Annotated in this window: 27 protein-coding genes, 2 tRNA genes and 3 pseudogenes; 28 read left to right on the top strand and 4 right to left on the bottom strand. The window is 67.5% G+C overall.

The genetic code is table 11. From position 1 onward, the window contains the following. Positions 1-93 precede the first annotated feature (93 nt). The 11 genes and pseudogenes from ACO1BU_RS22385 to ACO1BU_RS22435 all read left to right on the top strand — a co-directional run bounded on the left by ACO1BU_RS22385 (position 94) and on the right by ACO1BU_RS22435 (position 5,848). Complete coding sequence (locus ACO1BU_RS22385) at positions 94-1,827, top strand: hypothetical protein (protein ID WP_424138194.1); 1,734 nt, start codon at positions 94-96, stop codon at positions 1,825-1,827. Continuing rightward, entirely contained in the window at positions 1,824-2,099 is a 276-nt protein-coding gene (locus ACO1BU_RS22390) for a hypothetical protein (protein WP_424138195.1), read from the top strand. Before ACO1BU_RS22385 ends, ACO1BU_RS22390 begins: the two co-directional genes overlap by 4 nt. Beyond that, on the top strand, positions 2,099-2,452 hold the full coding sequence (locus tag ACO1BU_RS22395; RefSeq protein WP_424138196.1) for a hypothetical protein: 354 nt from the start codon (positions 2,099-2,101) through the stop codon (positions 2,450-2,452). Before ACO1BU_RS22390 ends, ACO1BU_RS22395 begins: the two co-directional genes overlap by 1 nt. After that, on the top strand, positions 2,452-2,766 hold the full coding sequence (locus ACO1BU_RS22400; RefSeq protein ID WP_424138197.1) for a hypothetical protein: 315 nt from the start codon (positions 2,452-2,454) through the stop codon (positions 2,764-2,766). Before ACO1BU_RS22395 ends, ACO1BU_RS22400 begins: the two co-directional genes overlap by 1 nt. After that, positions 2,756-3,001: a hypothetical protein gene (locus ACO1BU_RS22405; protein ID WP_424138198.1), complete on the top strand. Its 246-nt coding sequence runs from the start codon at positions 2,756-2,758 to the stop codon at positions 2,999-3,001. The genes ACO1BU_RS22400 and ACO1BU_RS22405 overlap by 11 nt, the downstream gene beginning before the upstream one ends. Further along, on the top strand, positions 2,994-3,197 hold the full coding sequence (locus tag ACO1BU_RS22410; RefSeq protein WP_424138199.1) for a hypothetical protein: 204 nt from the start codon (positions 2,994-2,996) through the stop codon (positions 3,195-3,197). The genes ACO1BU_RS22405 and ACO1BU_RS22410 overlap by 8 nt, the downstream gene beginning before the upstream one ends. Continuing rightward, entirely contained in the window at positions 3,194-3,487 is a 294-nt protein-coding gene (locus tag ACO1BU_RS22415; RefSeq protein WP_424138200.1) for a hypothetical protein, read from the top strand. The genes ACO1BU_RS22410 and ACO1BU_RS22415 overlap by 4 nt, the downstream gene beginning before the upstream one ends. Next, positions 3,487-3,852: a hypothetical protein gene (locus ACO1BU_RS22420; RefSeq protein WP_424138201.1), complete on the top strand. Its 366-nt coding sequence runs from the start codon at positions 3,487-3,489 to the stop codon at positions 3,850-3,852. The genes ACO1BU_RS22415 and ACO1BU_RS22420 overlap by 1 nt, the downstream gene beginning before the upstream one ends. Positions 3,853-4,105: 253 nt before the next feature. Continuing rightward, the gene (locus ACO1BU_RS22425; RefSeq protein ID WP_424138202.1) at positions 4,106-4,564 is read left to right on the top strand and encodes a hypothetical protein; all 459 of its coding nucleotides are present in this window, start codon (positions 4,106-4,108) and stop codon (positions 4,562-4,564) included. Further along, positions 4,557-4,712 (top strand): annotated as a pseudogene (locus ACO1BU_RS22430) (helix-turn-helix domain-containing protein); the annotation flags it as partial. The gene ACO1BU_RS22425 and the pseudogene ACO1BU_RS22430, both read left to right, overlap by 8 nt. 14 nt (positions 4,713-4,726) lie before the next feature. Further along, positions 4,727-5,848, top strand: a complete 1,122-nt coding sequence (locus ACO1BU_RS22435; RefSeq protein WP_424138203.1) for a site-specific integrase — start codon at positions 4,727-4,729, stop codon at positions 5,846-5,848. 80 nt (positions 5,849-5,928) lie between these two features. Here the strand turns inward: ACO1BU_RS22435 and ACO1BU_RS22440 are convergent. Further along, positions 5,929-6,003 (bottom strand) — tRNA-Thr (locus ACO1BU_RS22440). Positions 6,004-6,113: 110 nt separating this feature from the next. On the opposite strand from ACO1BU_RS22440, the gene ACO1BU_RS22445 reads away from it, so the two are divergent. The 10 genes from ACO1BU_RS22445 to ACO1BU_RS22490 all read left to right on the top strand — a co-directional run bounded on the left by ACO1BU_RS22445 (position 6,114) and on the right by ACO1BU_RS22490 (position 12,885). Next, entirely contained in the window at positions 6,114-6,281 is a 168-nt protein-coding gene (locus ACO1BU_RS22445) for a hypothetical protein (protein ID WP_424138204.1), read from the top strand. A gap of 95 nt (positions 6,282-6,376) precedes the next feature. Continuing rightward, positions 6,377-6,931, top strand: a complete 555-nt coding sequence (dcd, locus tag ACO1BU_RS22450) for a dCTP deaminase (protein ID WP_424138205.1) — start codon at positions 6,377-6,379, stop codon at positions 6,929-6,931. Positions 6,932-6,945: 14 nt separating this feature from the next. Continuing rightward, positions 6,946-8,205, top strand: coding sequence for a UDP-N-acetylglucosamine 1-carboxyvinyltransferase (murA, locus tag ACO1BU_RS22455; RefSeq protein WP_424138206.1), 1,260 nt, complete (start codon positions 6,946-6,948; stop codon positions 8,203-8,205). Positions 8,206-8,254: 49 nt separating this feature from the next. Further along, positions 8,255-8,950, top strand: a complete 696-nt coding sequence (hisG, locus tag ACO1BU_RS22460; RefSeq protein WP_424138207.1) for an ATP phosphoribosyltransferase — start codon at positions 8,255-8,257, stop codon at positions 8,948-8,950. Next, positions 8,947-10,242, top strand: a complete 1,296-nt coding sequence (hisD, locus tag ACO1BU_RS22465; protein WP_424138208.1) for a histidinol dehydrogenase — start codon at positions 8,947-8,949, stop codon at positions 10,240-10,242. Before hisG ends, hisD begins: the two co-directional genes overlap by 4 nt. Positions 10,243-10,491: 249 nt before the next feature. After that, entirely contained in the window at positions 10,492-10,710 is a 219-nt protein-coding gene (gene infA / locus ACO1BU_RS22470; protein WP_007003972.1) for a translation initiation factor IF-1, read from the top strand. A 53-nt stretch (positions 10,711-10,763) separates the two neighbouring features. Then, a complete protein-coding gene (locus ACO1BU_RS22475; protein WP_424138218.1) occupies positions 10,764-11,378 on the top strand; it encodes a Maf family protein in 615 nt (204 codons plus the stop codon). Between the two features lie 61 nt (positions 11,379-11,439). Then, the gene (locus tag ACO1BU_RS22480) at positions 11,440-12,570 is read left to right on the top strand and encodes a ribonuclease E/G (protein ID WP_424138209.1); all 1,131 of its coding nucleotides are present in this window, start codon (positions 11,440-11,442) and stop codon (positions 12,568-12,570) included. Next, complete coding sequence (gene yacG / locus ACO1BU_RS22485) at positions 12,548-12,733, top strand: DNA gyrase inhibitor YacG (RefSeq protein ID WP_424138210.1); 186 nt, start codon at positions 12,548-12,550, stop codon at positions 12,731-12,733. The genes ACO1BU_RS22480 and yacG overlap by 23 nt, the downstream gene beginning before the upstream one ends. Positions 12,734-12,809: 76 nt before the next feature. Continuing rightward, a tRNA-Phe gene (locus ACO1BU_RS22490) sits at positions 12,810-12,885 on the top strand. 199 nt (positions 12,886-13,084) lie between these two features. Here ACO1BU_RS22490 and ACO1BU_RS22495 read toward each other — a convergent pair. After that, positions 13,085-14,026, bottom strand: a pseudogene (locus ACO1BU_RS22495) (tyrosine-type recombinase/integrase); the annotation flags it as partial. Continuing rightward, entirely contained in the window at positions 14,026-14,181 is a 156-nt protein-coding gene (locus ACO1BU_RS22500; protein ID WP_424138211.1) for a helix-turn-helix transcriptional regulator, read from the bottom strand. The pseudogene ACO1BU_RS22495 and the gene ACO1BU_RS22500, both read right to left, overlap by 1 nt. Positions 14,182-15,069: 888 nt before the next feature. Here ACO1BU_RS22500 and ACO1BU_RS22505 point away from each other — a divergent pair. The 6 genes and pseudogenes from ACO1BU_RS22505 to ACO1BU_RS22530 all read left to right on the top strand — a co-directional run bounded on the left by ACO1BU_RS22505 (position 15,070) and on the right by ACO1BU_RS22530 (position 23,417). Continuing rightward, positions 15,070-16,416: an IS5 family transposase gene (locus tag ACO1BU_RS22505; RefSeq protein WP_424138212.1), complete on the top strand. Its 1,347-nt coding sequence runs from the start codon at positions 15,070-15,072 to the stop codon at positions 16,414-16,416. A gap of 820 nt (positions 16,417-17,236) precedes the next feature. Then, positions 17,237-18,145, top strand: coding sequence for a hypothetical protein (locus ACO1BU_RS22510; protein WP_424138213.1), 909 nt, complete (start codon positions 17,237-17,239; stop codon positions 18,143-18,145). A 1,082-nt stretch (positions 18,146-19,227) separates the two neighbouring features. Beyond that, positions 19,228-19,764, top strand: coding sequence for a hypothetical protein (locus tag ACO1BU_RS22515; RefSeq protein WP_424138214.1), 537 nt, complete (start codon positions 19,228-19,230; stop codon positions 19,762-19,764). A gap of 56 nt (positions 19,765-19,820) precedes the next feature. Further along, positions 19,821-20,465, top strand: coding sequence for a hypothetical protein (locus ACO1BU_RS22520; RefSeq protein WP_424138215.1), 645 nt, complete (start codon positions 19,821-19,823; stop codon positions 20,463-20,465). A gap of 231 nt (positions 20,466-20,696) precedes the next feature. Then, the gene (locus ACO1BU_RS22525) at positions 20,697-21,089 is read left to right on the top strand and encodes a hypothetical protein (RefSeq protein ID WP_424138216.1); all 393 of its coding nucleotides are present in this window, start codon (positions 20,697-20,699) and stop codon (positions 21,087-21,089) included. 752 nt (positions 21,090-21,841) lie between these two features. Next, positions 21,842-23,417 (top strand): annotated as a pseudogene (locus ACO1BU_RS22530) (ISL3 family transposase). A 114-nt stretch (positions 23,418-23,531) separates the two neighbouring features. On the opposite strand, the gene ACO1BU_RS22535 reads toward ACO1BU_RS22530, so the two are convergent. Beyond that, positions 23,532-23,666 carry a transposase domain-containing protein gene (locus tag ACO1BU_RS22535; protein ID WP_424138219.1) on the bottom strand — a complete coding sequence of 45 codons (135 nt, stop codon included), beginning with the start codon at positions 23,664-23,666 and terminating at the stop codon, positions 23,532-23,534. 383 nt (positions 23,667-24,049) lie between these two features. On the opposite strand from ACO1BU_RS22535, the gene ACO1BU_RS22540 reads away from it, so the two are divergent. Beyond that, positions 24,050-24,360 (top strand): transposase (locus ACO1BU_RS22540; protein ID WP_424138217.1); only part of this gene is annotated, 311 nt, incomplete at its 3' end.

A 24,360-nucleotide genomic window follows, 5' to 3' on the forward strand; every position in this document is an offset into this window, starting at 1 on the left:
AGTTGCCCAGGTTTTTCCGGACGAGAGCGGCCGGGTGCGGATCTGAACCCTCCGCACCCGGCCTGACCACCAACAAAGGCCAGGATCCTCCCGATGTCAGTGGCTACCGAGATTGATACCGCCTCCGGGGCGGGTAGGAAACATGCGCCCAGACCGCAGGGCTTCCGGGTCGCGCCGGGGGTGAAGGTCAAGGCGGCGGCCACTACGGCCGAGGCCGATCCGATCGGCTCGCAGCAGAAGGTGCGCGCTCTGCGAGCTTCGGAGGCCGCAGCCAAGAGCGCCGCCACGCCCGAAGCCATCCTCGACCTGATCGAGCGGGTGAGCGCCTTCGGGGTGCCCGGCGCGCCGCCGTGGCCTGGGGGCGCAAAAGCCGCCGACCGCTACTCGGCGCGGTACTGTCGCCTGCTCGAACGGCTCTGGGCGAAGCTCGAAAAGACGCCCGGAAGGTATCCGGCGGACATCGCCGCCCGCGTGCTGGATTTGGTCCTGCAGGACGAAGGTAACCGGCTCTGCAAGACGAACCAACGCCTGATCGCTCGCGTCCGGGATGAGATGAGCGAGCGCGCTATTCTGCCGACCACAGGCGCGGACGCCGATCTGATTGCGACCTGCGAGCGCTACATCAATCGCTCTCGCTGGATGAACTCCGAGCGCCACCCCGAGGCGGGCAAGGAGTTCGAGGAGATTAGCGAGTATCCGGCGCTCAGGGAGGATGAGCGGGCCATCCACGAAGCCAAACCGCAAACGGTGTTGGGGCTCGCCGCCATCGCACGCGTCGCGCTCTACGAGGCCGAGTGTGCGCGCTGCAATCTCTCACCGCCGGCTTGGTCAGAGAATGATGAGCTGATCCTCGCCGGGAAAATCCTGCGCGGGCTGGTCGGCGATGCGGGTTTCGGCACGCTCGACGTCCCGCTTCCTGCCCTGACCTTCCGACCGATTGACGGCGTGGACGACCACGATCTGATCGAGCGGTGCGACGATTTCGTGCGGCGCAAGCGCGAGGCCTGGACATTGGAGGAACCGTTCTTCGGAAAATCCGAAGTGGTACCCGCTGAGATCCGGTCGCGGATCGAGGCCCTATCGGCCGACTACCACGATCGGCTGGACGAGATCATCGGATACACGGCTGGGACGCCGCAGGGCCTCCGTGCCAAGGCCCGCGCCATGGAGGCGCACCTTCTCCGCAACGTGGACGGCAGTTGGCCGGCGGACTGCGCGGCGGCTGGCACCCTGATCGACAACATTCTGGCGCTGGTGCCGGACGCCCCGCCGGCCGAGCACTGCATGCTGGCGGATCTCATCGGAGAGATCGACGCGGGATGGGACAAGAACACGGGACCGCTCGACACTGACGAAAGCACGGCCGCCGACATCACACCGCACAGCTTCAAGGGCATGCTGCTGCAGGTCGGCATTCTCCTGGCCGAGGTTCAGGAGCTTTACGACCGGTCTCCGCAGGACGCTTGCACGGACGCGGCGCTGAACCGCGCGCGGCGCCTCGCGTGGTCGTTGCACGATGGTTTGCGAGCGCGGGGCGGACATCTTCCGGACCGCATCCAGGAATACTATTTCCCAGCGCAACTCGACCCGTTCGCGCACGCCCGGAACAGCCAGGCGCAGGCCTCTGACGAAGCTGAACTGCTCGCGATGTTCCGCCGCTGCACGCCCCTGCAGGCCGATGCTGCGCTCCGGCTGCTGCGGAGCCTGAAGGGGGGCGCACACCCTCTGGTGGCGGATGCTGAGTTCCACTTTCACAGCGCCGACAATGGGGCCCGGCTTCCTGTCCCCGTTCCGGGCGGCTCCTACTTCCCGGAGAAGACGTCGTGACCCGGGGCGTTCTCGCCTGGGCGGCGACCGCCGCCCTAATCCTCGGCGTGCCCCCGGCCGCCGCCATGATCTTCGTGGCGGTGCAGTCGGAGACGCATCTGCTGGACGAAGCGGACCGCCTCATCGCCCAGCTCGACGCGGCCGAAGCCGCCATCGAGGACCTGGAACCGGAAGAGGATGACGACGACCTGGCGGAGGTGAGCCTTCAGCCGCTCACCCTCTGCCCGGACGTGAACCGTCCAATCCGCCGCATGCGCGGAGGGCGGACGTAATGCCCCCGCGCACGATCACACTCCCGGCCATCTACCTGCGGCTGAACACGGAGGTGAATGGCGCGGGCGGCGAGGCTGCCTTCGCCAGGAAACACGGGCTCACCCGGCAGGAGGTGCACGAAGCCATGAAGGGCAATCGGCATCCCAGTCCCGGTATGCTGGCCGCGGTCGGGGTGAAGCGAGCGGTCATCTACGTCGAGGACGGTGACTGGCCGAAGCCTCGCCTCGCCGCTTCTGATGCCGTACCCGGCACCTGCGCCTGCCTAGCCATGGCCGAGCTTTCCTGCGCCAACCCCGTCTGCCCCCGCCAGCCGGCGCACCTGCGCCAGATCCCGCCACCGGAGGCCGCGTGATGCCGAGGCGTATCCAGGAACTGCCGCGCGGCGTGCTGCAGATCCGTCGCTTAGTCTTGGGCGGCGCGACGGCGGCGGACCTTTTCCGTCTGTCCAATGCCGGCGCTCGCACGATCCGCATGATCCAGCGCCGCTTCGATGTTGGGGCGATCGACCCCGCGGACACCACGCACCAGGCTGAGCGGATCGCATCGCTGGAGCGGGCGCGCAGGGCGGTCGTGACCCTCGCGGCGCTTGTGCGGGAGGCCGAGGCCCGTGACGCCATGCAGGTGGAGCGCGCGATCGACCGCGCGGAGGCACCCAATGCCGCCTGACTTCATGGAAAACCACGACCCGACCGGGGCCGGGCGCCGGCGCTCCGCCATGATGCGCCCGTCCTGCTGGCCCGGCGCGGACGCTGTCCCGGGTCGGGGCGCCTTCTGCGGCAAGTGCAATGACCAGCGCTGGTATGGCAACGAGAACGGCTGGTTCTGCACGACCTGCCACCCGGGCGCTGAGGCCTGCGGCGGCGGGTGCATCGAAGAGACGGGAGGCGCCGGCCATGGCTGACGCCGCGCGCTACGCCGCCATGTCCGACCCGGACAGGAACCCGGCCTTCCGGCGCCTCTGGCAGGACCCCTGCCGGGCGCTGCCGGCGCCACCGCCACAAGCCTTCAACAGCATTGGAGACGTCGCAGCGCGCGTGGTGGCGCGCATCCGCGACGACCGGCTCCGCCGCAAGATCAGGGAGGCATTCGGGGAATGAACCGCGCCGAAAGAAGAGCCCTCCGCAAGCAGGAGGCGATGCGCCTCAAGCCCAGCCCAGGCATGCGGGAATTCTGGGCGTCGCTTACGGCCCTGCGGGACGCTCAGATCGTGATCGCCGTCCTGCCGGACGAAAGCACTGTCGTGGTGAAGGGTCTCGCCATACTCGAAGAGATCATCGCGACCGGCGAGACCCGGGACTGCAAGGTCATGTACTTCCCGGCGCCGAGCGTGGATTTCGCGAAGGCCATGGAGATCACGCTCGCGGGGTCCATGGGGGTGCTGAACTGATGACCTTCCAGGGAACCCCGCCCGGCTTCCATGCCGGCGACATCTCGCCGCGGACCAAGCGGCTGCGTCCAGACATCGGCTTGTCCGAAGAACTGGTGATTGCCATCCGTCGTGAACGGAAGAAGGGGCAGGATCCGGACCAGATCGCCAGGACACTGACCCTGCCGCTGGAGGTGGTGGAGAAGGCGCTGCTGGCCATGCGCACGCCTCAGCCCGGCCGTTCTCGTGGAACCTTGAACATCACGCGCGAGGCGCACGCCTTCATCACGCGCGAGCGTCGGCCCGGCGAAGCGTACTGGCAGACCTTCGACCGGATCGTGGGCGAGCTGATCGAGCGGCGGCGCGCGGCGGAAGAAGGAGCATGAACGGCAAGAAGGAGGGGGACCGGCACGTCCGACTTGTGGTCGATCGTGCCGGTCCAGGCCGTGCGAAGTCCAAGGAACGAGATGTCATAGGAAGCCGGAGGTATTGTCGGCCCTCTCCATGTCGAACAGTGCAGCCTCCTGGGGCGGCGACGTCAACGCTCATGCGCGCCGGATCGCGGGTTCTTGTGCAGGTGCGGAATAGTGGGGCGCCCCCGGTATCCGGGCGGCCAGGGCTGAAGGGGGAGGGCGGTCAGTGATCGACATCGCAAAGCTCCGCAAGGTCCACGCGATGACCAGCAGCCCGAACCCGCACGAGGCGGCCGTGGCCTGGTCGAAGGTGGACGGCATCCTGAAGGCGGGCGGGAAGACGCGGGCGGACCTGCCAGGGCTCCTGGGCGCGTACAAAATGCGTCCGCCCTTTCCACCGTTCATGCACGACTTCCATCCCAACCGAGTGATGGCGAAGGCGGTGGCGGACTGCTTGCGTGCCGCACGCGATGTCCAGCGCCGCCGGGAGCCTCAGCACCACCCAGATGGGCGCATCGGCTTCCTCTACGTAAACCGGCACCACCTGAAGGAGGGAGAGTTGCGCGAGCTGCTTGGCATTGCGGCGAGCCACCGGCGCCTGACCCGCAGGCAGTCCGCCACCGCTGATTATCTGGTGCAGCGGGTTCAGGCCCGTCGGAACGGGAAGGAGACTGCCCGTGCCTGAGACCCCCGCCCGCCATCACACCGTCAAATCCCTGGCCGCCCTTTGGGACGTGAGCGAGAGCCACGTCTATGCCCTGATCGGCAAGGGTGACCTCGGCCACATTCGCATCGGTTCGGCCATTCGCATCCGCGCCCAGGACGTGGCCGCCTACGAGGAACGCACATGGCACGCCCCCGCCTCACCCGACCAGCCTTCAAGCTCGCCCGGCGCGGTAGGTTCTGGTCCATCGAATACTGGTGGGAGGGCCGCTCTTGGCGCGTTCCAACGGGGAAAGAGGATGAGGGAGAGGCCAGGCGCGAGCTAGCGCAGTTCGAGGCAGGCTGGGATACGCCCACCCCGCCGCAGAACCCGACCCTGGGCGCCATCCTGGACGCCTACGAGAAGGATCGGACCCGCCCCCGCGAGGAAGGCGGCGTCGCCGCGCCCCAAGGCATCCAGTTTGCAGTGAAAGCCCTGAAGCGGCACTTGGCGGACCTGGAGCCGGACCACCTCTCCCGCGAACAGAGCCGGGCCTATGTTCGGAAGCGCCGCGCGGAGGGGTACGAGGTCGGTCCGGCCGAGAAGCGCCGGACGAAGCCGGTCAGTGACGGCACCATCCTGAAGGAGCTGAACACCCTCCGGGCGGCGCTGAACTGGGCCGTGGGGGCGAAGTGGCTAACCAGCGCCCCGCAGGTGGAGGGCATTCCGGCGCCAGCTGCCCGGGACCGGTGGCTCCGGCGGGGCGAGGCCGCCAGGCTGGTCAACCAGTCCCAGGAGTTCCACGTCCGCCTCTTCATCCTGTTGGCCCTGCACACCGCAGCCCGGCGCGGGGCGATCCTTGGACTGACCTGGGACCAAGTAGATCTGGAGCAACGCCGCATCGACCTCGGCCAGGGGGCTGGGAAGAAGAACCGAGCGCGATCGGTGCCGATCTCGGACGAACTCCATGCCGCCCTGACCACCGCGCGCGAGCTGGCCACCTCCGACTATGTGGTGGAGTACGCCGGGGAGCAGGTCGGGTCGGTCAAGACCGGCTTCCGGGCAGCCTGTGTCCGCGCCGACCTGAAGGACGTGACCCCTCACACTCTGCGCCACACCGCCGCGACCTGGATGTGTCAAGCCGGCGTACCGCTGTGGGAGGTGGCCGGCTTCCTGGGCCACAAGGACATGACGATGATGGAGCGGGTATACGGGCACCACTGCCCGGACCACCTGCGCAAAGCTTCCGGGGCTATTGGGCAGATCACTGCGGACGCGGCCGAGCCGACGCGGGCGCCGCGGAAGAGGAGGATAAAATCGGCCTGAAGGCGGAATGGAGAGGCAATCCGAGAGACAACCGTCAGGTTAAACCCTGTGGATAGTCTGTCCAAGCTCTTGAAAAGAAATGGTGCTGCCAGAGAGGATTGAACTCTCGACCTCTCCCTTACCAAGGGAGTGCTCTACCACTGAGCTACGGCAGCGAACCAAACCGGGCGGGGCCCGTGGGCGAGGCGCTAACTAGCCGCTGCGCCCGGTCCGCGCAACCCTGCCGCTTGACCTTCCTGAAGGAAGGCCGAATGGCTGCCCCATCATGACCGAAGAACCACCCAGCCCCCCTGCCCCCAAGCCCCCCCGGCCCGCGCAGTCCGAGCGCGAGCAGCGCCTGGCTGCCGCCCTGCGGGAAAACCTGAAACGCCGCAAGGCCCAGTCCCGCGAGCGTGCCACGCCCGTCCCCCCGTCTCCCCCTGAAAAGGGCTAGGCAGCCCCCCTTTCCCCGCCGGTTGCCGGGCCGCACCCCAGGGGCTATCCCGCCCGATACTGCTCCCATCCGGGGTGCGTCAGGGGAACCCCATCATGCCCATCATGCCCGACCACTGGATTCGCCGCATGGCGACGGAACACGGCATGATCGAGCCCTTCGTGGAGGCCCAGCGGCGGGAGGGGGTGATCTCCTACGGCCTGTCCAGCTATGGCTACGACGCCCGCGCTGCCGGCGAGTTCAAGATTTTTACCAATGTCGACAATGCCATCGTCGACCCGAAGGCCTTCTCAGAGGAAGGGTTCGTGACCCGCACGGGCGATACCTGCATCGTCCCGCCTAACTCCTTCGTCCTGACCCATACGGTCGAATATTTCCGCATTCCCCGGGACGTGCTGGTGATCTGCCTGGGCAAGTCGACCTATGCCCGCTGCGGCCTGATCGTGAATGTCACGCCGCTGGAGCCGGAATGGGAGGGGCAAGTGACCATCGAGATCAGCAACACCACTCCCCTGCCCGCCCGCATCTACGCGAATGAGGGGATCTGCCAGTTCCTCTTCCTGAAGGGGGATGGCGCGCCGGACGTGTCCTATGCTGACCGGGCCGGGAAATACATGGGCCAGCGCGGCGTCGCGCTGCCGCGGCTCTAGGGGGAGCCAGCAACATGGATCGCATCCGTCTCCGCGGCGGTCGGCCGCTGAAGGGCACCATTCCCATCGGGGGCGCCAAGAATGCCGCCCTGCCTCTGATGGCCGCCGCCCTGCTGACCGACGGCACGCTGAAGCTGACCAACGCCCCGGCACTGGACGACACCCGCACCATGGCCAGGCTGCTGGAGCAGCACGGGCTGTCCGTCTCCCACAACCTTGAAACCCGCACCATGGAGTTGGGCGGGACGGCGACGAATCTGGTCGCGCCCTATGACCTCGTGCGGAGGATGCGCGCCTCGGTGCTGGTGCTGGGTCCCCTGGTGGCCCGTTATGGGGACGCGAAGGTGTCCCTTCCCGGTGGCTGCGCCATTGGAACCCGCCCGGTGGACCTCCACCTCAAGGGGCTGGAGCAGATGGGCGCCCGGATCGAGCTGGACGCCGGCTACATGCATGCCCGCGCGCCGGAAGGGCTGCGCGGAGCCAAGATCTACTTCCCCCAGGTCTCCGTGGGCGCCACCGAGAACCTGCTGATGGCCGCCACCCTGGCCGATGGCATGACCGAGCTGGTCAACGCGGCGCGGGAGCCAGAGATCGATGATCTGGCCCATTGCCTGGTCGCCATGGGCGCGAGGATCGAGGGCATCGGCACCGACCGCCTGCGGATCGAGGGGGTGAAGGAACTGCACGGCGCCACCCATGCCATCGTGCCCGACCGGATCGAGGCGGGAAGCTTCGCCTGCGCCGTGGGTGTCGCGGGTGGCGAGGTCCTGCTTAAGGGTGCCCGGATGGAGCATCTGGGCACTGTCGCCCGCGTGCTGCGGGAGGCGGGCGTGGAACTGGACGAGGCGCCAGACGGCGTGCTGGTGCAGCGCAAGTCCGGCCTGCGCGGCGTGGACGTGATGACGGAACCCTTCCCGGGCTTCGCGACTGACATGCAAGCCCAGTTCATGGCCGTGATGGCGGTGGCGGAGGGCGCCTCGATGATCACCGAGACGATCTTCGAGAACCGCTTCATGCACGTGCCGGAGATGAACCGCATGGGCGCGCGCATCAATGTGCAGGGCCGTTCGGCCATCGTGCGCGGCGTCTCCCGTCTTTCCGGAGCGCCGGTCATGGCGACGGACCTGCGGGCCTCTGTCTCCCTCATCCTGGCCGGGCTGGCGGCGGGGGGCGAGACGATCGTCAACCGCGTCTACCACCTGGACCGCGGCTATGAGCGGCTGGAGGCCAAGCTGGCCGCCGTGGGCGCCGATATCGAACGCATCCCCGGATAGCTCAAGAATCCTTCATTAGAGTGCCGCGCGAGCGGTGCTAGGCTCGCCCATGGACCACCCCATCACCTCTCCCCTCCTTCCCGGCACGGCCGGGACCTCAAACCTGATCCTCGCGCTGCCCAAGGGACGCATCCTCAAGGAGGTGCAGCCCCTCCTTGCCCGCGCCGGGCTGGTGCCGGGCAGCGACTTCCATGACGAGGACAGCCGCCATCTCCGCTTCCCCACAAACCACGAGGGCGTGGATGTCGTGCGGGTGCGGCCCTTCGACGTGGCCACCTTCGTGGCCCATGGCGGGGCGCAGATCGGTATCTGCGGCGCCGATGTGCTGATGGAATTCGACTACCCCGAGATCTATGCCCCGCTGGACCTGGGCGTGGGCCGCTGCCGCGTCAGCGTCGCCGGTCCGGCCGACGACCCGATTGCCGAGGAGGCCTGCCGCTGGTCCCGCGTAACGGTGGCGACCAAGTATCCCGGCATCGCCCAGCGCCATTTCGCCGCCCGTGGCGTACAGGCGGAGATCGTGCACCTGAACGGCGCAATGGAGTTGGCCCCCTCTCTCGGGCTGGCCCGGCTGATCGTGGATCTCGTCCAGACCGGCTCGACCCTGAAGGCGAACGGGTTGGTGGAGCGCGAGGTCATCGCGCAGGTCACCTCCCGCCTTATCGTCAACCGCACGGCGCTGAAGACGGAGCCGGAGTTGATCGGCGCCTGGCTGGCGCGTTTCCGGGAAGCCCTTTCGGCATGAGGAAGCTGGATACGCGAGAGGCCGGGTTCGAGGCCGACTTCGCCGCGCTGCTGGACACCGCCCGCGACACCACCGCCCGGGTGGATGGCGCGGTGGCGGAGATCATCGCCCGTGTCCGCAAGGAGGGCGACGCCGCCCTGCTGGACCTGACCGCCCAATTCGACCGGTGGCAGCCCCAGGATGCCGCCGCGCTGCGCGTGACGGCCGAGGAGATCGCGGACGCCATCGCCTCCGTCGATCCAGCCCTGATGGAAGCCCTGGATACGGCCGCGACCCGCATCGAGACCTTCCACCGCGCCCAGATGCCGGCCGACATCACCGTGCCGGACCCGGCCGGGCTCACCCTGGGCATGCGCTGGGGCGCCGTGGACGCAGCCGGCCTGTATGTGCCGGGCGGAAAGGCAGCCTATCCGTCTTCCGTCCTGATGAACGCCATCCCGGCCCGCGTGGCGGGGGTGCAGCGCGTCGCAGTGGCGGTGCCGACACCGGACGGAGAACTCAACCCGCTGGTTCTCGCGGCCTGCGGGCGCGCGGGGGTAACCGAGGTGTGGCGCATCGGTGGCGCCCAGGCGATCGCCGCCCTGGCCTGGGGCACAGCCAGCATCGCGCCCGTGGACAAAATCACTGGCCCCGGCAATGCCTATGTCGCCGAAGCCAAGCGGCAGGTCTTTGGCCGGGTCGGCATCGATTCCATCGCCGGCCCGTCGGAGGTGGTGGTGCTGGCCGATGGCGACCAGGACCCGGCCCGTGTAGCCATGGACCTGATGGCCCAGGCCGAGCATGACGAGGCCGCCCAATCGATTCTGATCACCGACAGCCCGGCCCTAGCCGAGGCGGTGCCGGTTGCGGTTGAGGCGGCACTTGGCACCTTGCCCCGCGCCGCCATCGCCGGTGAATCCTGGCGCCGGCATGGCGCCGTGATCCTGGTGCGGGACTGGACGGAGGGCGCGGCCCTGACCGACCGGCTGGCACCGGAGCATCTCCAGATCATGGTCGCCGACCCGGCGGCTCTCTTCGCCCGCATTCGCCATGCCGGCGCCGCCTTCCTCGGCCCCTGGTGCCCGGAGGCGCTGGGCGACTACGTGGCCGGGCCGAACCATGTCCTTCCCACCGGGCGGACCGCGCGCTTCGCCTCGGGCCTGTCGGTCTTCGACTTCCTCAAGCGCACAACCTGGATCGCGGCGGAGGAAGCCGGGCTGCGGGCCACCGGCCCCGCCGCCGTGGCCCTGGCCCGAGCCGAGGGGTTGGAGGCGCATGCGCGGAGCGTGGCGGGGCGAATCGGGGTTCCCTGAGCCCAAGCCTCCGCGCCCAAGCTGTTCCGGACACAGGAGCCGAGGAATCCGGGCTGACGGGCCTCGATTCCTTGACCCAGATGGCCCGGCGCATCATGTTCCCGTCGCTCAGTCACAAGATGCGCGGCCACCTTCCGGGGCCGCGCCTGTTCGCGTGCCGGGCCGGACGCGCAACCGCGCTGCCCGCATATCATGCGCCGCCCTTCCCCCTCGCGGGATCGCGGCGCCCCCGCGAGATGAAGGATACGCATGTCGAAGGAAGACATGATCGAGTTCAGTGGCCAGGTGGTGGAGCTTCTGCCCAACGCCATGTTCCGCGTGAAGCTGGATAACGAGCACATGGTCCTGGCCCATACCAGCGGAAAGATGCGCAAGAACCGCATTCGCGTGCTGGCGGGCGACCGCGTGAACGTCGAGATGACGCCCTATGACCTGACCAAGGGCCGGATCACCTTCCGGTTCAAGTGAGCGCCGACGCCGGCACCGGATCGCTTCCGGTGAGCCTCGCCTTGGGCGATGAACTGCGCCCGGCGGAACTGGCTGGCGGGGCCGATGCCCCTCGCCCGCCCCTTGTTCTTGCCAGCGCCAGCCCGCGCCGGTTGGACCTTCTGGCCCGGATGGGCATCCGCCCCGACCGCGTAGACCCCGCCGATATCGACGAAACCCCGCGAAAAGCGGAGTTGCCGCGCCAGCTCGCGCAGCGCCTGGCACGCGCCAAGGCCGAGGCGGTCGCCGCCCGCGCGCCCGGGGCCCTGGTCCTGGCCGCCGACACGGTGGTGGGAGTGGGCCGCCGTATCCTGGGCAAGCCCGCCGATGCGGCGGAGGCCCGGCGCTTCCTTGAGCTTCTTTCCGGCCGCCGGCATCGCGTGACGACGGGCGTGGCCCTGGTCACCCCGGATGGCAAGTTGCGGACCCGGCTGGTGGAGACCACGGTGGCTTTCCAGCGCCTGACCGACGCCCAGGCGGAGGATTACGTCGCCTCTGGCGAGTGGGAAGGCAAGGCGGGCGGCTATGCCATCCATCAGCGCGCCGAGGTCTTCGTGCGCTTCCTGTCCGGCAGCCATTCCAATGTGGTCGGGCTGCCGCTCTTCGAGACGGCGCAGCTCCTGCGGGGCGTCGGGTGGCTTCGGCCTTGATGCCCGCGGAGCGCTCTCTGACCAGGGAGCGCTCTGCCGCTGCACTCTGCAGTAGGTTGTGATGGCTGACGCCAGCATTCTCGTTTCCGCCTCCCCCGGCGAGCGGCGTGTCGCGCTCTGGCAGGACGGCACGCTGCAGGCCGCCTTCATCGAGCGGCCTGCCTGTCCAGACGGGGTAGGCGACATTCATATCGGCCGGATCGCCACCCGCGTGCCCGCCCTGTCCGGCTCTTTCGTAGTGCTGGAAGGCGGCCTGAGCGGCTTCCTGCCCGATGCCCAAGGTGGCGAGGGGCTACCCGAGGGCACTTATCTCCCGCTCCGCGTCACCCGTGCAGCGCAGGGGGGAAAGGGCCCTCGCCTGGCCGGGACGGGCCTGCCGAAGGACCTGCCGCGGAATGGGCCGCCACGCCTGCTGCGCCGCGGGCCGGATGCCGCGCTGCGCCTGGCTGCCGCCCATCCGACTCTGCCCGTGATGGTGGACCAGCCGGGCGAGGCAGCCCGGCTGCGAGCGGCGCTCGGCCATGACCGCGTGCAGCTTCTCTCTCATCCCGCCTTCGATGAGGAGGTGGAGGCCGCCTTCGAGCAGCTTGCCTCTCCCGAGGTGCCGCTGCCCGGTGGAGGACGCCTGCTGGTGCACCCGACCCCCGCCCTGACCGCGCTGGACGTCGATACGGGTGCCGCAGCGGGGCGGGATTCGGCTGCCCACCGCACCGTCAATGCCACGGCACTGGCCGAGGCAGCCCGCCAGATCCGCCTTCGGCATCTCGCCGGGCCGATTCTGCTGGATCTGGCCGGCGGCTCCGCGAAATCCCGCGCGGCGCTGCTCCCGGCGCTGCGCTCCGCGGCAGGTGCAGATCCGCTGCTGCGTGTTGTTGGACTCACGGGGCTCGGGCTGATGGAAATGGTTCGCACGCGGGTTCATCCACCGCTCCACGAAGTTCTGGGCTCCCCTCCCTCACCTCTGACCCGCGGCTTGTCCGCCCTGCGGCAGGCGGCGCGGGAAGCGGTGGCGTGCCCCGGGGCGCCGCTGACCCTGCGGGCACACCCGCGGGTTCTGGCGGCACTGCGTGACTGGCCAGGGGCGCTGGAGGACTTCTCTACCCTGGCCGCGCACCCCATTTTTCTTCAGCCCGACCCGGCCCTGGCGCCGGGTGAGGAGGTGATCGAGGATGCACAGCTCCGCCCCCGCTAACACGCCCCGTCCCTGTCCGGTCTGCGGCCAGCCGGCGCGGCCGGAGGCGCGCCCCTTCTGTTCGCCGCGCTGCCGGACGATCGACCTGGGGCGCTGGTTCGGCGGCGCCTATGCCATTCCCGCCGCGCCGGAAGACAAGGATGATGACGAGGCGGAACGGTAACGCGCCCCCTGGACAGGCCGCTTGGCATCGGATATCCCCCGCCACCTCTACCGGCGGCAACCGCCGCTTTGCTTGGGCCCAGGTAGCTCAGTTGGTAGAGCATGCGACTGAAAATCGCAGTGTCGGTGGTTCGATTCCGCCCCTGGGCACCATCCATTTTTTGGCTCCATTGTTTTCAGGCACTTGTTGAGCGTTTTCGTCCCACTCCGGCGTTGCAGCGCCAGGGTGGGACTTTTCTTTGTCCAGCATCGAACCGGACATGCGAGCGAATGCGCTCGCGGCGAGACGCCGCTGCTCGGCCTTCGCGGTGTAGCGAGCGGCCTCCTTCAGCGTCGCATGGCCCAACACGGCCATGATCTCGTGGGCACTGCATCCCAGCTCGGCCAGGCGCACAGCGGCAGCCTTCCGCAGCCCATGCGGCGTACAGTGCGGCAGCCCTGCAGCACGCGCCCAGCCCCGGAAGCGATTCCCGAAGCTGTCCACCGTGTAGGGGCGCTTCCACTCACTGGTCAGGAACGACAACTCGCCCGTAGGCGTCGCCGCGATGATGCGGGCCAGCTCGGGCACGATGGGCAGCACCAGGCGCACCGGCTTCCGCGTCCGATTTTTCTGCACCAGAAAATGCAAGTGCCCATCGCGGATGTGCTGCTGACCAAGCTGCACCGCATCGCTCCGGCGCACGCCCGTGTAGAGAAGAAGAGCCAGCGCGAGGCGGGGCTTGCTGCCCACCGGCCAGCGCTCCTCGAACTGGCACACCTCCTCGATGGTCCAGGTGTGGAAGCCCTCGCTGCCGGTCTGGATGTAGGGCACCGCCTCGGCCGGATTGCTCGGCATCAGCTTCGTCGCCACCGCGTGCCGGAACACGGCGCGTAGCGCCTTGAGGATGCTGTTGGCAGCCTCGGGAGTCTCGGCCTTGTCGTCCCTCAACTTGCGGACGTGATGCGGCTCTAGCCGGTTCACGGGCTTGGTGCCATGCGCCTCCTGCAGATGATCCAGGATCAACCGGCGCACCTGCTGGGAGCGGGGCGCCATGCGCTTAAACTCGGCGGACCCATAGTAAGCGATGCAGGCCGCGTGCAGGCTGCCCGGCACCACCTGCCCCACCGCCCGCTTCTCGGGCGTCTTCGGCCTGGCCTCCAGCGCGGCGCGATACTCCGCATCAAACTCGGGCGTGCCCGGCTCATGGTGCAGCCGCACCTTCGGCCGGCCAGGCAGGCGCAGATAGGTCCGCACGTTGCCGTGCCGGTCCCGGTCCTGCACCACATGGCGGTATCGGCGGCGGACGTAGATCATTAGGCGTCCCAGGGGTTCGGCTGTTCGGCCGGTGCGCCCATCCGGTCGTCAATCCAGGCATCGAGCACATCGCGTACCCAGCCCTTCACGCCAGCGGTGATGACCACCGGCGGCGGCAGGCGCCCCTCCGCCACCTCGCGGTCAAAGAGGGACACCGATAAATCCAGGTAAGCAGCCGCCTTCTCACGACGCAGCACACGCGGCCAGTATGGGAGAGCTGTGGCCCCCCTCATGAGATCACTGGCCTTTCCACCGGTTTTGGCGCCGGCCGGGCTAGGCGCGGGCTCCAGCCCTTCACCTCGCGCTCCTCGTTCAGGTCAAGAATTCCAGTGGGGAGGGCGATCTCATGTGCTCGCCAGCGGGCCTCGCAGTCACTGCACCTAGCACTCGACGCGCCGAACACGCGGCGACTGAACTCGGCTTCGATCCTCCTGGTGCAGGGCGTGAAAGTGAGCTGGGCGAACCAGCGGGACGCTAGAGCTGCATTGATGAGGGGGACGTGCATGTGGTCTTGCACAACAGGCGCCGGCGCCAGGACCGGGCGAAGCAGCACCTCCATTATGAGGCGGCGTAACGCCGCATAAAACAGCTCGCAGCCCATTGCACACACGCCTCCAGATGCGTCTGGCCACGGCCAGACATGTTGAGCCCTGCTGCCCGTAGGCAGCAAAATCATCGGTCTGGTATGGGTATGGCGTTCTGGTATGGGCTACACATTGGGCAGCCAACGGACAACTCGCCGTCGGGCCGGAGTGCCGCTCGGTCAGGACCCTCTGTGAGGATCGGACGTTCGGCAGGATACCATCATGACACCTCGAGTCAATGGGTTCAGCCATGATTCCTGCGGCGGCTTTCAGGTGTAGAGGCGGCAGGTTACCACGCAGCCGCAGCGCCCGCCGGACTGGATCGACGGACGGTGCCTACGGAGTCGGCCTTGAACAACCAGCAAGCCATTGATCTGGGGCAGAAAAGCTCGGGATCTGGGGCGCTGGGATTGCAGGGTTTGGTTGGAACGGGGCGCTAATGCTGCGATTCTGGCAGGCATGAAGCATCGCCCGCGCCCGCCGGAACAGGCCGACCTGCTGCGGCCGCATCTGGTCGAGATGATCGACGGGCGGCACGAGCTGGTCCGGCTCGCCGCGCTGATCGACTGGGGCTGGTTCGAGCGGGAGTGGGCCGGCTTCTTCCCCGCCCAGGAGGGACGACCGGCCACAGATCCGCGTTTGGTAGCGGGGCTGATGTACCTGCAGCATGCCTACTCCCTCTCCGACGAGGCCGTCCTCGCCCGCTGGGTGGAGAACCCCTACTTCCAGCACTTCACCGGCGAGACGTTCTTCCAGCATCTGCCGCCCATTTATCCTTCCTCCCTCAGCCGCTGGCGCGGCCGCATCGGCGAGGAGGGTGTGGAGTGGCTGCTTACCAAGACCATCGAGGCGGCCCGTGCCGCAGGTGCCGTGTCGGAACGCAGCCCCTCTGAAGTCGCGGTGGACACGACGGTGATGGAGAAGGCCATCGCCCATCCGACCGACAGCCGCCTCTACGAGAGGGCGCGCCGGTCGTTGGTGGCGCTGGCGGACAAGGCCGGAATTGCCCTGCGTCAGACCTACAACCGCCTGGCCCCGCGCCTGGCCGCCCGCGTAGGGCGGCATGCCCATGCCCGGCAGTTCCGGCGCATGCGCAAGGCGCTACGCACGCTCAAGGGCTACACGGGGCGCGTCCTGCGCGATATCGGCCGCAAGCTCGGCGCCGTACCCGAAGGGCGGCTGCGGACACGGATCGAGCAGCGCATGGCCCTCGTCACCCGCCTGCTACGGCAGACGCCGAAAGCCCCGAACAAGATCTACGCCCTGCACGAGCCGGAGGTGGACTGCATCTCCAAGGGCAAGGCCAGGGTGCGCTACGAGTTCGGCGCCAAGATCAGTATCGCCACCACGCTCGCCGGGGGCTTTGTCGTCGGCATGCGCTCCATGCCCGGCAATCCCTATGACGGGCACACCCTTCCCTACACCCTCCAGCAGGTCGAGACCCTGACCGGGCAACTCCCCAGCCTGGCCGTGGTCGATCGCGGCTACCGCGGCCATGGGGTGCAGGGCACCAGGGTGCTCATCAGCGGCACACGGCGTGGCCTGACGCCGAGGCTGGCTAGGCTCCTGCGCCGGCGCAGCGCCATCGAACCCGAGATCGGCCACATGAAGACCGACGGACGTCTCGCCCGCTGTGCCCTCAAAGGCACCCTCGGCGATGCCCTCTTCGCCGTCCTCTGCGGCTGCGGCCACAACATCCGCAAGATCCTTGCCCACCTGAGGGCTCTCTTGGCCGCTCTACTCGCCAGACTCTTCCGGGTGATCACTCAGCCAGGCTGCCGCCCCGCTATCACTCCAGCAGCCTGAAAGGGTTGTTCAAGGCCGACTACGTATGACGAACTGGAGGCGTGGACAAACTTCTCCGTTCCCAGCGGTGCTTCGAAGTGGGTTGAACGCCTCGCCACCGCTGGTGGCCAAAGCTCGCCCAAAAGGTCTCCGCAGCACCGGGGAACTCACTCGCATGGTACTGATGTGGAGCGGCCAGGACGGGGTAAAGGGCGGCCCTCTTCCCCGCAGGGAAAAAGTTCGGCGAAACGGACCTGTTTGGCTACGCTAATGTCGGCGCGGAATACGTGGGGGAAGATCGGGCCCGCCTGCTGGGCACCGAGCCGAGTGGAGCGCATGAACCGGCTCCTTCAACGAGCGGTCGGTGCGGGGCCGGACCAAAGCTTCCGGCACCGAGCGGTGCGGAAGCCACCAAGCTTCCATTCCCCAGGATCGGCAACCTGCGGCGTCTCCTCGCCTTCACTTCACCCGCGATCCGCAACCACGACCAAGGATCTGATGGGTCCATAGGGCAGCTCTGGGGGCAGTCCCTGTTGGAAACGGCGCCCGACATCATCGTGCAGGATCTGCTATTGGTTGCCGGCATCTGCGCATCGAGAAGCGCTGCCCTTGCACCCGCGCAGAATACCTCTCGACGCGCGGTCAGTATCTTCGTTACGAATTCGATTGACGGATTTTGGATCGGGAGTAGGCCATTTGCATGGCTGTTCCGTTCCAGATCTCCGAACCCAGTCTCACCCCCGGCTTGCGCGTGTGGGGCCCGCTTGCACCGCTGGTTGTACAACTCATTCGTTCGGACCCGGGATTAGCCCCGCGGCTGCTCCTGTTGCCGGCCCGAGGCATGCACGCAGTCGCCATTGGTCTGCATGTCGCCCGAGGTGCCGGCGTGGCGCCCTCCGTGCTGGCGGAGCAACTTCGGTTGCGTCATCCGCGAGAAACTCTGCGCCTTGCACTGCCTGGCTGCAGCCCGGAGCTCTACCGGGTCCTTGGTCGGGCCACCTCGCCGGTCTGGGAGCTGGACACCTACCGGACCCTGGACCTTGTCCTTCAGTCCACCGTGGCCGAGGTCATCACCGAGGCGACGCAGATCACGCCCAGTCGCGTCCAGGACGCGCGTGCGCTGCTGGATGCCGATCCGATCCTCCGGCGCGCTCGTCGGGCCTACGCCACGCGCCACCAGCAGGAGCACCTCTCCACCGTTGTCGGCCTGATCCGCCATCTCGGCCTTGCTCAAGACTTGGCCGAGCTGCCCGACGGCGCCGGGCGGCAGTCAGTCGCGCGGCGTGTTCAGAGCGATCTCGGTCGGGCCAGGTGTGCCAAGGACGGCTTTCCGGTTCCGGCTGGATGGGACCGAATCGAAACCGTCGGAGCGCTATGGGGTCATGGACGCCGCTTGAAGATCTGCCTCGCGCCCGGAACTTGGCAGAGCGGCGGATACGTCCTGGAGATGCTCAGGGGCCAGAGCGTTTTCCTCCTTCACTCGTCCAATGTGGTCGCTCAGCTCGGCCAGATCACGCACGGGCTTTGGCGCCTTGTGCAGGTCAGCGGCGCCGAGAACGATGACGTTCCGGAAGAGCTTGTTGAAGCCCTGCAAGCTGAGCTGGCGGTCAGCGGGATGCGACTCCTGCCCTGTGATCCGGCCGAAGCCCTGCATCACGTGCTCCGGCCGACGGATCCTTCCGGCGCACCGGACCCTGCTGATGAGGATGAGCAATTCCAGGAGATCATGGAGGCCGCGCTTCAAGGCTGACGGCTCCTGCCATCCTCTCTATAGATGGGTGATGATCCATGCGGCGATCCCGCTTCGCGGGATGCCGGTCGCCTCGTCTCGTCTGATGCCGTGCTCGCTGCGCTGCGCCCGGCATCATCCTCCACGGTCGACAAAGCTCAGGTGGAGGAACCGGGGCCCGGAGCTCCTGCACGCAACTTCGCATTTCCGGTGGTGAATACTCCTATTCCCCCCTCTCCTGACGCAACGGGCCACACAAGAGGTGCCGGCCATCATTGCATCAGAAGAGGGGGAGAATAGGATCTGCTTTCCGTCCGGAGCCATATCCCGACCTCGCACCTTGCCCGGATGGGCCACCGTCGGATTGCCGTTGCGGTGATGAGTGCGATTCCCCGACAGTAGCCAGCCCGCTGATCCGGAGTTGCATGATACTTCGGGTGCTACCGCATTGCCTTCATCATGTGCCCCGTGGGCGCCCTTTTTGTCCAATCGGTCAGATGTCAGAAATGACACCCGCTCCACAGCACGGCCGGTCGTGACCATGCTGCGTTCGGGGTCGTCAATTGCCAGACGTTGCCCCGTCGATCTCCCGCCCAACAGGCGGGGGAGAGCTTGTTCACGAGGAGATCCTCGCCAGGGTGCCATCGGGTAGCCTCGCACCGGCATTCCCGTCCTGTCCCTGCCCGCCGCGCTGCGTGCCCATGACGGTCATGTTCCCGTCTTGGCGTCTTCGGCGGGCCACCGTCCTGCGGCATCGGAGATGCCGGCCCTACGCTTGTCGTCCGATCTATTTAGCGGAGCGCTTCGGCTTGACGCCATATCTTTCGACACTCGGCGTGCGCAACGATCTGGCACCGTCATACAACATGATTGGCCATGCACCCAAACAGGCCGTCCGGCGCGGTTCCTGACGTAGCATTGCCATACTGCTCCGGAGCGGATTGATGCGTCCGAGGTGTTGAACGCCCGTCTGCAATCTCGCTCGGGCAGCGTTGCGCCTGCGGCCCGCCCTGGAGTTGAGCTGACATACGCCATGCGACCTGATCTCGAGGCAACCCCATCTTCAGGAGGCGGAGCCATACCGAGCAGGCCAGGAAAAAACTTTGCTGCAGGCGCATTTGAATTTTCACTCCGACCCTTTCCATGCGGTAGATCAGTCGCGCCGCTCAACGGCAGACAAAGGATCCCCATCAGTGCCGACGCAAAACAGCTTCAACCTTCGCCGCCATGACGACGTAATCTGCGCAGCAGCCTATCGCATCGGGCTGCACAATCTGGATGACCTCTACACCGCAGCCCTCAGCGACACGCTCTACTTCTTCGACGTCCTGTACAATCAGTATCCGGATGATCCTCACGGTGCGCTGTGCGAGTTCCTCCACGGCTATCTGGGGATCTACAACGCCGTCCCCTACGTACCCGGTGACCCCAAGAGCGAGGATTTGGCCCGGCATGTACAACAGCTCGAGGAATTCAGCAGCCAGTTGCCGGGGCGGCCGACGGAGGACGTCAGGATTGTGGCCGAGACGGTACTCTCTGCCGCTCAACAGACACGCCGTCCCAACCAGGGGCCACAGATGGGGGTGGAACAGGCCCCCGGATCTAACGCAGCGACGCCGCGCTCGGTGCTCGCGTCGTGAGCGCACGGGGTCGATCCGAGCAGGACGGTGGTGATCTGCGTCACAGCCGTCGTCGGTTGGCACGTCTCCTGCCGCTGGCCCGCGCCGTGCAGGCGACTCGCTCAACTGATGCGACTTCACTTCGCGACATCTCCCGGCTGATGCACGCGACCGGGCCGTTCATAACCGAAACAAACCTGGACGGCATCGAGGTGTATCCCGGGGCGGCAGGAGGCTGGCCTGCCGGCGTCGTCGTCCGCAGCGTGCCGCTCGGGGTGGCCGATGTCATCGGAACACCGACCGCCGCGCCCCTCGCCACCAGTGCGGCGGCCGAGGAGATGGCCCAGCATCTTTTGCAGCTCTGTTTGGCCACTGCGGACGCGAACCTGGCCCGCGGTCCGGTGCCGGGGACATTCGCTGTTCTGCTGCTGCATGGACAGCCGATCACGCCGCCGCATTCCTTAATGGCGGCCTGCGGAAAGGACCCAGAACGGGGCCCTGAGCGCCTGTCCAGGGAGGTAGCACACGGAGCTCTCGAGCGGGTGCTGGCGACCCATCTGCCGGGTGAAGTCACGGCCGACGCCATTGCTGCATTGCCTGACAGAGCGGCTGCCGAACTGCGCTTCACTGTGGCCGAAGCGATGTTGGCGGGTGCCCTACGCCACCCGGCGAACCCGGTCCTGTGCCCTTCATTCGGTGCCGGCGCGGGTATCGTCCATTGATCTCCGGGCGTCGGCGAGATTCACCGGACCCCGCCGGAAGGCGCTGACCCACCGACGCTTCGGTGCGGCGCTGCGTCTGCATGGCGGTTGACCCGGGCCGCAGCCGCTGGCCGCAAGGCTATCACTCTCGTGGGCGCCGCAGGCGGCGGTGCGCTGCATTCAGGCTAGTATAACGCGTAGAGCGCATCGAGTTCGCGGAACGGCCGGTGCCAGAGATGAACAGGATCGATCATGGCGGATTATTTCTGTCGCCTTTCAACTGTGCTGCACGTCGGTGCTGCTAACGTGCCGCGAGCACTGGAGATTTATCAGGCGCTGGCCCGAGAGTTGGAGGAGCGCAGTGACGATATCGGCTTCGGTGCATCGCAAGATGCAGAGAATGACGGCGCGCTGTGGCTCCTCTCCACAGAGAATGCCAGGCCAGATGACGTGATCGCGTTCGTCCTGTCATGCGCGGAACAGCTGAAGCTGGAGGGGCGATGGGGCTTCTGCTGGGCGCGCAGCTGTTCGCGGCCTTTCGTCAACGCATTTTCCGGCGGCGCTTGCCTTCTCGACCTCTCGGCCCGCCAGGTGCTCCAGCAGATCGAATGTGATCATTTCCTTAGGGCGGCACTCGACGCGTGATTCCATCAGGGGTGCTGATCGATCGATGCTCATCCGTTCCACGCCCAGCATAAATACCAGCCCTGGCACATGGCTGGGAAAAGGAAGGAGAGAGCCCGTGCGCTATGTCGAGATCATCACCCGTGAGAGCCATCCCCATCTCGCCCAGATCCGTCTGGCTACGACCCAAGTTGATCGCCTTCAGCGACTACTCGCCAGCAATGCAGCACTACAGCTTTTGAGCGTCCTTGACGGTGGGGGCGGCTGCTCACGGGTGTGGGTCGGCTGCGCCACAGCCGGTGCCCGAGATCACCTTCTCACCACCTGGGCCTGATCTGCGCTCCGGCCTGCCCGCGGCGCTGGCGGCACCGGCCGACGAGGATATCACATGATATTCGCCGGCGCGTTCTACGCTGCCAGCAGGGGTGGATGACTTACAACGCTCGCCGCGATTTGCGGGAACGGGGGGGGGCAGCACGATTGATCAGGAGGGCTCTAACGGTTGATAGGAGACCGGCGATTGGAGTGCGCCCCTCCCGGTGGACGGTTTGAGCGAAATGGATTGACCCTCCTGCCTGGGCTTCCGGAGGATGGAAGTCATGGCACGGCACCGTTCCCACAGCGTCGCCTTCAAGCGGCAGGTGGCCGAGAATGTTGATTGCCACTGAGATCTGACCCGGTTTGGGGCTCTTCCGCAGATTTGGTGCAGGTGGTGGTGGAGGCGGGGGAACGTGAGCACATCCTGGGGACACCCCCATCGCTCCTGAGATGAAGTGTCCCGTCGCCTCCTGCCCCTGATCCCGGCAGGCCTGTCCGTGTCGCAGGTGCTGCCCGAGCCCGACCGCGTCGTCATCATGACCCAGCCAAGGGCCACTCAGGCCCGATGTCCGACCTGCGATGGTCGGACGGGACGGGTCCACAGCCACTACGTCCGCTGCTTGGCCGACCTGCCCTGGCAGGGCCGCCGGGTCGAGGTGCGGGTCCGCGCCCGACGCTTCCGGTGCGCGGTGGAGGGCTGCTCCCGTCGGATCTTCGCCGAGCGCCTGCCCGAGGTGGCACAGCCCTGGGCGCGGCGGACGGCGCGCCTCGGTGACCTGCAGCACGCGATCGGCCTCGCCCTCGGCGGGCAGCCCGGCGCTCGCCTCGCCGAGCGGCTGGCCATGCCCGCGAGCGGCAACACGCTGCTGCGCCTAGTTACGAGCCGCCCACCACGGGCCAGCCAAGTCCCCCGCGTCCTCGGCGTCGACGACTGGGCGTGGCGACGAGGCCAGAGCTACGGCACGGTGCTGGTCGACCTCGAGGAGCGGCGCGTGGTCGACCTCCTGCCGGACCGCGAGGCGGCGACGCTCACGGCATGGCTGAGGGACCACCCCGGCGTCGAGGTGATCGCCCGTGATCGCGCCGGGGCCTACGCCGAGGGCGCTCGTCGTGGCGCACCGGATGCCGTGCAGGTCGCGGACCGCTGGCATCTGCTCCGGAACCTCACCGATGCGCTGCAGCTCGTCGTCGACCGCAACCGCCGTCGTCTCCGCGACGCGGCCCAGACGGTCGCCGGGTACGCGACGGCGCAGGTGCCGCCTCCGCCTCCCCGACCGCCAACCCGGCTGGAGCGGCACCGGCGGGCGCGGCAGGCCGACCGCGACGCGCGTTTCGCCGAGGTCGCGCGCCTGGCCGCCGCAGGTCAGGGCCTGCGCACCATCGCGCGAGACAGGCCTCGCCCGCAACACCGTGCGCGGCTGGCTGGCAACCGGGCAGCCACCGACCTGGCGCAAGGGCGAGCGGCCGAGCATCGTCGACCCGTTCATGCCCTACCTCCAGGCCCGCCTGGCCGAGGGATGCCGCAACGTCACGAGGCTCTGGAACGAGCTCCGGGAGAAGGGCTTCCAGGGCAAGGCTGCGGTCGTGAGGATCGGGATAGCGCGGCTCCAGGGTGGGCGCGCGCTGGATCCTCGCGTGCGCGAGCCGGTTTGGCGACCTCCCACCGCGCGCAGGGTGACACGCATGCTGATATCGGACGCGGTCCTGCCCGAACCAGACGCGGCGTTCGTCGCCACGGTCCGGGAGGGCGAGATCGGCGTCAGGGCTGACCTCGCCCGCCGGTTTGCAGCCCTGGTCCGGGAGCACGACCTTGCCGCTCTGCCGGGATGGCTGGACGACGCCCGTGTCGGCCCGCTCGCCGGGTTCGCACGGTGCCTCCGGCGGGATCGCGCCGCCGTCGAGGCGGCGCTGTCCACGCCCTGGAGCACGGGACAGGTCGAGGGCAAGATCACCAAACTCAAGCTCATCAAGCGTTCCATGTACGGCCGCGCGAACATCGCCCTCCTCCGCCATCGCGTGCTCGCCGCGTGAGAGCCACCTGCACCAAATTTGCGGAAGAGCCGGAAAATTGAGCCAGTTCGCCGGTTAAGAACTGGGCCGCTCTCCCAGCTCGGATCCTCATCCGGCGACGGCCGCGGCTGACGATCAGGCGCACGTCGGCAATGCCGTGGCTTTAAGCTTCCTGTTGCAGGGCAGGAACTGATCAAGCTTCGAGGCGGGGTGATCGGCGATGCGAGCGAGCACGTGAGCGAGCCGTGCCCTGCAGTCCACATAGTTCAGCTTGGCGGTGGTGAGAGCGTGGAGCGGTGAGACACGTCCGGTTTATTCCGGGAACCGCCTATCCAAGCCCGGTCCCGGGACGCCTCTCCCCGGCGGCTACTAATCCAGCCACTTGGCCCAACCTGAGGATCCCCGCGTGGCCCCAGCCTGCGCAGCCCGTATGGGGTCAAATGCAGCTGTTACCCAACCCACGGTTGTGTTATCTGGCCTGCATGTCGACGGGTGGATCCAAAGAAGTGCTGCAGGCCCGCCGGGAAATCCTGGCCCTTTGCGCCGCTGCTGCGTTGATCGGGTCAGCATTGGCTCTCGCGGCAATATGGCTGTTCGCCCGGGCGGTGCCCTAGAGGGTGTTACGGACCTGGGTGAGTCCTCGTTGTGGGTGAATGCCGTCTCGTAAGCCGTACCCGTCCGACGTGTCCGACGAGGAGTGGGCGCTGGTTGCGCCTGATCTGACACTGCTGCCCGAGGAGGCCGGGCAACGCGAGCACCCGCTGCGCGAGGTGTTCAACGGGCTGCGCTATCTGGTGCGCTACGGTGTGGCTTGGCGGGCCATGCCCAACGACCTTCCGCCCTGGCACGCCGTCTACGACCAGGCGCAGCGTTGGCTTCGGGCGGGCTGCTTCGAGATGTTGGTCCAGGACCTCAGGGCGGTGCTGCGGCTGGCCCAAGGTCGTGCGGAAGAGCCGTCCGCGGC

The organism is Roseomonas chloroacetimidivorans, from assembly GCF_049629625.1.
Taxonomy (GTDB): Bacteria; Pseudomonadota; Alphaproteobacteria; order Acetobacterales; family Acetobacteraceae; genus Roseomonas; species Roseomonas chloroacetimidivorans.